The following is a 10,120-nucleotide window of genomic DNA, read 5'->3' as shown; positions in this document are numbered from 1 at the left end:
GCCATGCCCGCAATGCCGGCCGCTGGCCGGCTCCACGGAAACCTGGCCATACCCGTAGTGCCGGCCGCTGGCCGGCTCCTCGGAAACCTGGTCATACCCGTAGTGCCGGCCGCTGGCCGGCTCCACGGAAACCTGGTCATGCGAGGAGCCGGCCAGCGGCCGGCACTACCGGTTATGAAGCGTCGGCCTGGTTCTCAGGCCGCGCCGCATCGAACGCCGGCAGTGCCAGGCACGCCTCGTCGATCCGCGCCAGGGTCGGATACGGGCTCATGTCCACGTTGAAGCGCCGCGCGTTGTACAACTGCGGCACCAGGCAGCAGTCGGCCAGGGTCGGGCTGTCGCCGTGGCAGAAGCGGCCGGTATCGACCGATTCCACCAGCATGCGCTCCATCGCGTCGAAGCCGACCTGCATCCAGTGCCGGGTCCAGTCCTCGCGCTCGGGCTGCGGCACATTCCAGGTATCGCTGAAGAACTGCATCACACGCAGGTTGTTGAGCGGGTGGATGTCGCAGGCCACCAGCTGCGCCAGTGCACGCACGCGGGCACGGCCCGGTGCATCGTCGGGCAGCAGCGACGGGTCCGGGAACACCTCGTCCAGGTATTCCAGGATCGCCATCGACTGGTGCACCACGCGGTCGCCGTGGCACAGGGTGGGCACCAGTTCCTGCGGGTTGAGCGCCGCGTAATGGTCGCTGTGCTGCTGGCCGCCATCGCGGACCAGGTGGACCGGGGTGATCTCGTGGGCGAGATCCTTCAGGTTCAGGCCGATGCGCACGCGGTAGGCGGCGCTGGAACGCCAGTAACTGAACAGCTCGATCCGGTCCATGGGCAGGTTCATCGGGATGCTCAGGGCCGCTGGGCCTGTTCAATGCGCTGTTCGATGGCGCCGAAGATGCTCTCGCCCGCCGCATCGAACATCTCGATGCGGACCACGTCGCCGAAGGACATGAAGGGCGTGCTCGGCTTGCCGTCGCGCAGGGTTTCCACGGTGCGCAGTTCGGCGAAGCACGAGGCCCCCTTGCCGGTGTCTTCGTTGGCGATGGTGCCCGACCCGACGATCGCACCGGCACCCAGCGGGCGGGTCTTGGCCGCATGCGCCACGAGCTGGGCGAAGTTGAACTGCATGTCCACGCCCGCCTCGGGCGCGCCGAACCAGGCGCCGTTGACGTGGGTCACCAGTGGCAGGTGCACCTTGCTGTCCTGCCAGGCGTCGCCCAGTTCGTCGGGGGTGACGAACACCGGCGACAGCGCCGAACGCGGCTTGGACTGCAGGAAGCCGAAGCCCTTGGCCAGTTCGCCGGGAATGAGGTTGCGCAGCGACACGTCGTTGACCAGGCCCACCAGCTGGATGTGACCGGCCGCCTGCTCTGCGGTGACCGCCATCGGCACGTCGTCGGTGATCACCACCAGCTCGGCTTCCAGGTCGATGCCGTAGTCCTCGCTGACCACCTTCACTGCATCGCGCGGGCCGTGGAAACCGGCGCTGGTGGCCTGGTACATCAGCGGGTCGGTGTAGAAGCTTTCCGGCACCTCGGCGCCACGGGCGCGGCGGACGCGCTCCACGTGCGGCAGGTAGGCGCTGCCATCCACGAATTCATAAGAACGCGGCAGCGGCGCGGCCAGCGCCTGCAGGTCGATGTCGAACACGCCATCGGCGCTGCCGTCATTGAGCGATTCGGACAAGGCGTTCAGGCGCGGCGCCAGGTGGCTCCAGTCTTCCAGCGCCTGTTGCAGCGTGGCGGCGATCCCGGTGGCGCGCACGCCGTGGCGCAGGTCGCGCGAGACCACGATCAGGGTGCCGTCGCGGCCGCCTTCCTTCAAAGAACCAAGCTTCATGGGTGGGTATCCGGGATCGCAGAAAAATAGGTTTCGAGTGTAACCAAATGCGCGGTGCTGCCAAGCTGCGATGCGGCACGAAACCACCTTAAACGATCGGGGAGCCCAACGACGTCATGGTGCCGAGCGCCTGGCGAAACGCCGGTGCGACGGTGCACACGTATCAATACCGGTAGATCCACGCCCTGCGTGGAGACCGCGCGAAGCGCGGCACAAGCGTCCGGAGCCGCCAAACCCAGAAGATGCCCCCTTCCCCTTCCGACGTTCAGCAACGACCGAAGCCACGCATCAGACGTTCATGACCCCGGATTGGCGCGCAGCCACGCAGGGCGTGGCTCTACAAAGCTGAATGGGCCAAATTGATGTGGTGCACAATTTCTCCTATACTCCCGGGGTCTGCAGCGGCCGTCCGTTTCCCTTCGGGATCGCCGGCGACCGGATCATCGATCCCTCGCCCGCCCCCACTCCGACGCCATTCGTCATGCATTCCAGTCTGCGCACCGCGCCGGCTGCACCCAATTCTCGCAGCGCGGTTTACGGGAACGCTCCGAGTCAGCCGATCACCACGATCTGCCTTGCGTCCGGCCATTCGGCCTGGCGTTACTTCGTCTTTGGAGCTTCCACCCGATGTCTTTTGAAAACCTGGGCCTTGCCCCGTTCCTGCTGCGCGCGTTGTCCGAGCAGGGCTATGAAAACCCGACCCCGATCCAGGAGCAGGCGATCCCGCTCGCCCTGGCCGGTCGCGACCTGCTGGCCGGCGCACAGACCGGTACCGGCAAGACCGCCGCGTTCGGCCTGCCGCTGCTGCAGCACCTGGGCACCAACCCGCAGGCCGTGAACGGCCCGCGCAAGCCGCGTGCGCTGGTGCTGGCCCCGACCCGCGAGCTGGCCACCCAGGTGCATGACAGCCTGCGCGGTTACAGCAAGTACCTGCGCATTCCCAGCGCCTGCATCTACGGCGGCGTCGGCATGGGCAACCAGTTCGACGTGCTGCGCCGTGGCGTGGACCTGCTGGTGGCCTGCCCGGGCCGCCTGATCGACCACCTGGAGCGTCGCAGCGTCGACCTGTCGGGCATCGAGATCCTGGTGCTGGACGAAGCCGACCGCATGCTCGACATGGGCTTCCTGCCGTCGATCAAGAAGATCCTGGCCAAGCTGCCGCGCCAGAACCGCCAGACCCTGCTGTTCTCGGCCACGTTCGAGGAGAGCATCAAGCAGCTGGCGCTGGAGTTCATGCGCGACCCGGAACAGATCCAGGTCACCCCGAAGAACACCGTGGCCGAGTCCATCAAGCACTGCGTGCACCCGGTCGATGGCCCGCGCAAGCGCGAGCTGCTGCTGCACCTGCTGTCCCAGGACAGCCGCGAGCAGACCCTGGTGTTCGGCCGTACCAAGCACGGCTGCGACAAGCTGGCCACGTTCCTGGAGAAGTCCGGCATCAAGACCGCGGCGATCCACGGCAACAAGAGCCAGGGCCAGCGCCTGCGTGCACTGGGTGACTTCAAGGCCGGTCGTGTGACCGTGCTGGTGGCCACCGACATTGCCGCGCGTGGCATCGACATCAACGAACTGCCGAAGGTCATCAACTACGACCTGCCGATGGTGGCCGAGGATTACGTGCACCGCATCGGCCGTACCGGCCGTAACGGCTCGACCGGCCAGGCGATTTCGCTGGTGGCGCAGGACGAGGCCAAGCTGCTGCGCCAGATCGTGCGCCTGCTCGACAAGGACATGGACATCCGCGACGTGCCGGGCTTCGAGCCGCAGACCCCGATCCGCTGGGGCAACAGCGCGCCGGGCAAGGCCGAAGTGCCGGGTGGTGATCGCGCGCCGCGCCGGTCCGCGCACGCGCGCCGTCCGCACGGTGACGCGCCACGTCATGCGCATGCCGGTGCCAAGACCGGCGGCGGCCAGCGTGACGGTGCCGGTCGCGGTGCGAGCCGTGGTGCCGGTAACGGTGCGCCGCGCGGCGGCCAGCCGCAGGGCCAGCGCCGAGGCGGTGGCGGGCGCAGCCAGGGCGGCGGCGGCCGTCCGGCCTGATCCGTTCGCGGATTGAACACAGAAAAGGGCGACGCATTGCGTCGCCCTTTTCTTTTGGGTTTGCGATGACACGCATGGCGTGTCACTACGCAATCCGGCCCGCGTAGAGACACGCCATGCGTGTCCCACGGAACGTCCGGGCCGGGCGGGAATTACCCCCGCGGCTTGGTCGGGTTCAGCAGGTTGCCGAAGAACACCGCGTTCAACAGCAGCCGCTCGGTGCCGTGCCAGTACTTGCGGTGCGCCGGATCGTCGGCGAACAGCACTAGGTTGCCCTGCCCTTGCGGCGACACCAGCAGCCACGCCGACCCGGCCACGCGGCTGCGGTTGCTCTCCGACAGATAACCGTTCACCCGCGGTGCCTCGTCCACGCGCACCACGGTGGAGAACGGATTGCGGCTCGGCTTGAAGCTGATGCCGTTTTCCTTGTTCACCGCCAGCTGCGTGCGCGGCAGGCCGAAGCCCAGCGGGTGGCTGGTATCCACATCCGCACTGAGGATGTTGCCGCTGACCCGTTCGATCGCGGCGATGTCGCGCTGGTCACCGAACGCCCGGCGGGCGCCAGCGGGTTCCTTCTCTTCCGCGCCCAGCACCTCATCGCTGAGCTTCTGCTCGATCGCCCACTTCGCGGCGCTGCCGTAGGTCACCAGCGAACCACCGGCGTTGATCCAGCGCTTCAGGGCGGCCACGGCGGTGGCGTCCACACCGGTGTAGGTGCCACCGGCCAGCACGATGGAGGTGTAACGGTCCAGGTTGACCTTGCCCAGCTGCGACGGGTCCAGCTTGCTGGCCGGCAGCTGCACCTGCTGGTCGAGCAGGAACCACGCCGAGCCGATCTCGGTGGCGCTCACGCCCTCGCCCATCACCAGGGCCACCGCCGGCTTGCGCAGCGACTTGACGCTGTCGCTGCCCAGGTCGATGCCGCTGCGGCTCTGGCCGCTGGACAGCGCGTGCACCTGCACGCCGCTGCTGCGCGCCGCATCGTCCACGGCGGCAAGCAACGCCTCGCCGGCCAGCACCTGGCCGGCCACCGGAATCACCACGCTGCCGCGGGCGAAGGCATGCTCGCCGGTGGCGGTGCTCGCGGTGAACGGCTGGAACGCAGCGCGCGCCAGCACGCCTTTGGCCTGCAGCGCGTACAGCGCGCGGCTGGCGTTGTAATCGCGCCAGTCGAACACATAGGCATAGCCCGCCTGTCCGCCGCTCACCCCGCCGTGCGCAGCGGGCAATGCGCTGATGCGTTCACCACCGGCGATGCGGCTGCGGCTGCCGGCAAACGCCAGGCCGTAGGCCGGCGCAATGGCATACGAGGTGCTGCCGTAGAACACGTCCCCCTTGATGGGCGGAGTGTCGGCGAAGATCGAATGCACCAGGCGGAACTGTGGCTGCGCGGTGGGCACCACGTAGGCGCTGCCCGGCTCGAAGCGTTGGCCGTCCACGGTCACCGTCGAGGTGAGCGCCTGCACGGTGATCTGGTGCTGCAGCAGCAGGTCGAGCAGGCGCCGGGTCAGGCCCGGGTCGTTGCCGTCGCCGAACACGAATGCCTTCACCGGCTGCTGGTTGGCCTGCTTCAGCGCGGACTGGAAGAACGCCTTCTGCAGCTTGAGCAGCCCATCGCGCTCGGTGACCGCACCGCGCACCGTGCCCAAGCCGGTGGCGACCTGGTTGCGGATGGTGAACGGGAAGGTCAGCAGGCCGTTGACCGATTCCTGCACGCGTCCACGCGAACTGGCCTGCTCGACGGTGACGCCGACCGCGCCGTGGAAGTCCGGATACGTCGAGCCGTACACGGGCGAGAAGTTGTCGAAGTTTTCGCCGGTGTAGTACAGCGACCCCAGCGCATCCAGCGACTGTGCGTGGTACTTGGCGAGGGTCTTGTTGAATTCATACGACGACGCCGGCAGCAGCGGGCTGTGCATGCTCGCCGGCGACGGTTCGAAGTAGTAGGTGCTGTCCTTGCCCATCTCGTGGAAGTCGATCTGGACGTTGGGATACCACTGGTGGAAGTAAGCGATCTTCGGCCGCGTGTCCTGCTGGGTCAGCGCCAGCCAGTCGCGGTTGAGGTCGGTGAAGTAGTGGTTGGTGCGGCCCTGCGGGAACGCCTCCACGTGCTCCTTGTCGGCCGGGTCGGCGGACGCCGGCGAGGACGCGTACGCGTTGTGCCAGCTGGCGGCGCGGTCGCGACCGTCCGGGTTCTGCGCCGGGTCGAACAGCACCACGGCGCGGTCCAGCCAGCGGGCGGTGTCGGCACTGCGGTTGGCCACCAGGTAATACGCGGTGAGCAGCGCGGCTTCGCCGCTGGAGGTCTCGTTGCCGTGCACGCTGTAGCCCAGCCACACCACCACCGGGCTGTTGCCGGCCGCCGACAGCGGCTGTGCCGGGTCGGCCAGGGTCACGTGCTGGCGGCGCAGCGTTTCAAGCTGCTGCTGGTTCTGCGCCGAGGTGACGGTGGCGATCAGCAGCGGGCGCCCTTCGTAGCTGCTGCCGATCTGTTCGACCTTGATCTTGTCGGAGTGCTTGGCGAGCTCGTTGAAGTAGGCCACCAGCTGGTCATGCCGCGTGTAGCGGCTGCCGATCTCATAGCCCAGGAACTGCTGCGGGGTGGGAATGGCCGGATCGAACTCCCCGCCCTGCGGGAAGAAGTAGGCGTTCTGCGCGAACGCCGGAGCGGCCAACAGCCACAGCGAGCCCACCAGCCAGGTGATGGGACGCGACAAACCACGGAACAAGGACACAGCAACCCCTCTTAGAAACGGTAGTCGAAGCCGACGGTGAAGTAGCGGCCACGCAGGTCGTACTGGCTGAAGTCGTACGGCGCGCGGATGCCCGGGAACGAGGCGTCGTACGGCGGTTCTTCATCGGCCAGGTTCTGGATCTTGGCGTACAGGGTCAGCTTCTCCAGCCCGGTGTAGGCCAGGTAGAGGTCGAACTGGCTGTACGCATCCACCCGGTCCTGCACGGCGCTGGCGGTGGCGCTGGCCTTCTGGTCATAGCCGCTGGTGTAGTACCAGGTCAGCGCGGTGCGGAAGTCGGCGTAGGACCAGTCCAGCGTGGTGGTCGCCTTGTTCTTGGGCAGGGTGGCGCCCAGGTTGCTGCCGGCGTAGTCCACCAGCGGACCACCGACCACGGTGGGGCGGCTGTAATCGCGCACGTGGGTGAACGCGGTGGACAGCGAGAAGTCGCCCGCCGCGTCGGTTGGGAAGCGCTGACGCAGTTCGACGTCGAAGCCGGAGGTCTTGAGCTCGCTCAGGTTCTGGTAGCGGTTGAACACCGCCAGCAGCTTGCCGCGCTCGTCGCGGGTAACCGCGCCCGGCACATCGTTGGTGACCAGGGTCTGGGTGTTGTTGGTACCCACCAGGTTCTCCAGTTCGATGCGGTAGTAATCCACGCTCAGGCTGGTGTTGGACCACGGCGACAGCACCAGGCCCAGGTTGTAGCTCTTGGTGCGCTCCGGCTTGAGGTCGCTGTTGCCGACGGTGAAGAAGGTCGGGTTCTGGCGCGAACCGGGCACGTCCGGATCGCGCGGATCGATCACGCTGCCGTAGGCGATGCTGGTGCTGTTGGAGTTCTCCGACAGCGACGGCGCGCGGAAGCCCTTCGATGCCGCGGCGCGCACCAGCAGGATGTCGAACGGCTGCCAGCGCAGGCTCAGCTTGGGCGAGAAGGCGTCGCCGAAATCGCTGTAGTGGTCGGCGCGCGCGGCGGCCTGCAGCTCTAGGCGGTCGGCCAGCGGCACGTTGACTTCGGCATACGCGGCGGTGACCTTGCGTTCGCCATGTACCTCGGCGATGGCCGGGCGTACCTGCAGGCCGGCATCGATCTGCCACGGGTTCTCCGAATCCAGCTTCTCGCGGCGCCATTCGACACCGGCGGCGAAGCCGATCGGACCGGCCCAGGTGTTGCCCAGCCCGCCGGAGATCTTGGCGTCCACACCCTGCAGCACGGACTCGGCCGGGCGCAGCGTGCTCAGGTTGATGCCGTCGATCACCGACTGCGGGGTGGCCGACGGATCCAGCAGGTTGTAGCTGCCGGTGGCCAGCGCATCGGCCAGGGTCCAGCGGTTGGCGAAGCCGCCCGAGACGGTCTCACGCTCGCTGCTGCGCGCGCCGAACGCACCCACTTCCCAGTCCCAGTCCTGCAGGCTGCCACGCAGGCCGAACAGGCCGCGATACGCGGTGGAACGGTTGGTCTTGATGGTGGGGCCGAGGTTGAAGAACGTGTATTCGATCGGAATCGCACGCCCGTACGGATTGAACGGGCTGCTCGCCGGCAGGTTGGACGACACCGGCTCGGCCAGCCCGGTATCGGCGTTGAGCGCGAAGCGGCCGCTTTCCAGGGTGAAGAACGGGCTGCTGCCGAACCACGACACGCCCTTGATCTCGCTGTAGATCACCTCGCCGAAGGCTTCCACGTTGTCGTTCACCTTGAAGGTGCCGTTGACGTAGGCCTGGTAGCGCTTGGTGGAGGGAATGAGGGTGGTGTACGGCGCCAGGTTGTAACCGCAGGTGTTGCCGGGCAGGCCGTCGATCGGCGCACTGGCCACCAGGGTGGTGTTCTCCGGGCACTGCCCGTTGGCGTCGAGCATCGGCACCGAGGTGCCGTTGACCAGGAAGCGCGCGCCCTTGGCCGACCAGCCGTTCCAGCGGCCACCGGGCTGGTCGGTATAGATGCCCGACTTGGTCAGGTCGCGCTGGTCCTGGTCCAGGCGCTCGCGGTTGTAGCCTTCCAGGCTGACCAGGATGTTGTAGCCATCGGTGTCCAGGTCGCCGATGCCGCCGATGAACTTGAGGTTCTGCTCGTCCAGCCCGCCCTGGTCGGACGTGCCGACGCTGCCGCCGAGGTCGGCGCCCTGGAAGTTCTGCCGGGTGATGATGTTGACCACGCCGGCGACCGCGTCGGAGCCGTACACGGCCGACGCGCCGTCCTTGAGCACTTCGATGCGTTCGACGGCCACCATCGGCAAGGCGTTGAGGTTGACGAAGGTGTCCGACAGGCCGCCGGCCGGGAAGCCGTAGTTGGCCAGGCGGCGGCCGTTGAGCAGCACCAGGGTGTTCTTCTGCGACAGGCCGCGCAGGCCGATGCCGGCCGAGCCCGAGGCCCACCCGTTGTTGGTGGTTTCGTTGTTGGCGTTGCCGGTATTGGCGGAGATCGAGCGCAGCAGATCGGCGACGGTGGCCTTGCCGGTCGCTTCGATCTCCTGGCGGCCGATCACCTGCACCGGGTTGGCGGTTTCGGTGTCGGTGCGCTTGATGTTGGAGCCGGTCACCCGCACGGCGGCGAGCGTGGTGCTCTCCCCACTGGCGGCGGCATCGGGGCTGGCCGCATCGGCGGCGGCGGCGTCGAGGGCAAACGCGGACAAAGGCGTAGCCAGAGCGGCGGAAAGTGCCGCCACAAGAAGGGTGTGCTTGGGCATGAACTCTATGGGGGTGGTGGACGACAAGTTCCGCAGTAGTCCATGCCGGGCCATTAACGAGCCAATAACATCGCTTCATGCGGATATAACGAAAAGTAACATCTCTTCATCCGGATGGATATGTTTTCTGCTGCAACCGTTCCTGTCGGCGGCGGATCGCCCGCGCCGCAGGCCGTACAATGCGCCCATGGAAATCTTCAAAGTCTTTACCCTCGAAGCGGCCCACCACCTGCCCAACGTGCCGGCGGGCCACAAGTGCGCGCGCCTGCACGGCCACTCGTTCCGCGTGGAACTCAAGGTCGAGGGTGAGCCGGGCGAACACACCGGCTGGATCATGGATTTCGGCGACGTCAAAGCGGCCTTCCAGCCGATCTACGACCGCCTGGACCACCACTACCTCAACGACATTCCCGGTCTGGAAAACCCCACCAGCGAACGCCTGGCGATCTGGATCTGGAACGAGCTCAAGCCCACCCTGCCCGCGCTGAGCGAAGTGACGGTGCATGAGACCTGCACGTCCGGGTGCCGGTATCGGGGCTGAGAAGACGACGACCCGGCAGCACCGGTCTCATCCAAGTCATTGATAGAATATGGTTTTTTCAGAAACCAGACCACGTCGGCAAAAAATTGTTGCAACGCACCACAATCGGCGTATGCTGCATTGCATCAAGTGAATTTGCGTGGGTCCCTCCCCCCACGCAATCCAGGACCCGACAGAACCCTCCCTCTGTCGGGTCCTTTTTTTTTGGACGCTTGGGGCATGGTCTTCGATCAGGTTCATCGCGAGCGTTGAGGGCCCCGCCGCGGCCGGCAGGCCCCTATGCAAATGTC

General features: G+C 66.8%; 6 protein-coding genes. 2 read left to right on the top strand and 4 right to left on the bottom strand.

Features of this window, described 5'->3' with window-relative positions:
- Positions 1-172 precede the first annotated feature (172 nt).
- Both maiA and RT456_RS19150 read right to left on the bottom strand, forming a co-directional pair.
- Entirely contained in the window at positions 173-838 is a 666-nt protein-coding gene (gene maiA / locus RT456_RS19155; RefSeq protein ID WP_313349012.1) for a maleylacetoacetate isomerase, read from the bottom strand.
- Between the two features lie 8 nt (positions 839-846).
- Positions 847-1,836, bottom strand: a complete 990-nt coding sequence (locus RT456_RS19150) for a fumarylacetoacetate hydrolase family protein (protein ID WP_313349010.1) — start codon at positions 1,834-1,836, stop codon at positions 847-849.
- Between the two features lie 627 nt (positions 1,837-2,463).
- Between RT456_RS19150 and RT456_RS19145 the strand changes: the two genes are divergently transcribed.
- Positions 2,464-3,876 (top strand): DEAD/DEAH box helicase, encoded by a 1,413-nt coding sequence (locus RT456_RS19145; protein WP_313349008.1) that lies wholly within the window; start codon positions 2,464-2,466, stop codon positions 3,874-3,876.
- A 152-nt stretch (positions 3,877-4,028) separates the two neighbouring features.
- Here the strand turns inward: RT456_RS19145 and RT456_RS19140 are convergent, their stop codons facing one another.
- Both RT456_RS19140 and RT456_RS19135 read right to left on the bottom strand, forming a co-directional pair.
- Positions 4,029-6,593 (bottom strand): M14 family zinc carboxypeptidase, encoded by a 2,565-nt coding sequence (locus RT456_RS19140; protein WP_313349006.1) that lies wholly within the window; start codon positions 6,591-6,593, stop codon positions 4,029-4,031.
- Positions 6,594-6,622: 29 nt separating this feature from the next.
- Positions 6,623-9,289, bottom strand: coding sequence for a TonB-dependent receptor (locus RT456_RS19135; protein WP_313349004.1), 2,667 nt, complete (start codon positions 9,287-9,289; stop codon positions 6,623-6,625).
- Between the two features lie 187 nt (positions 9,290-9,476).
- On the opposite strand from RT456_RS19135, the gene queD reads away from it, so the two are divergent.
- Positions 9,477-9,830, top strand: coding sequence for a 6-carboxytetrahydropterin synthase QueD (gene queD, locus RT456_RS19130; protein WP_214905071.1), 354 nt, complete (start codon positions 9,477-9,479; stop codon positions 9,828-9,830).
- Positions 9,831-10,120: the final 290 nt, after the last annotated feature.

Origin of the sequence: Stenotrophomonas sp. (assembly GCF_032099025.1) — a bacterium.
Classification (GTDB): domain Bacteria; phylum Pseudomonadota; class Gammaproteobacteria; order Xanthomonadales; family Xanthomonadaceae; genus Stenotrophomonas.
The sequence above is the reverse complement of the archived record's forward strand: the minus strand, read 5'-3'. Positions and strand labels throughout refer to the sequence as shown.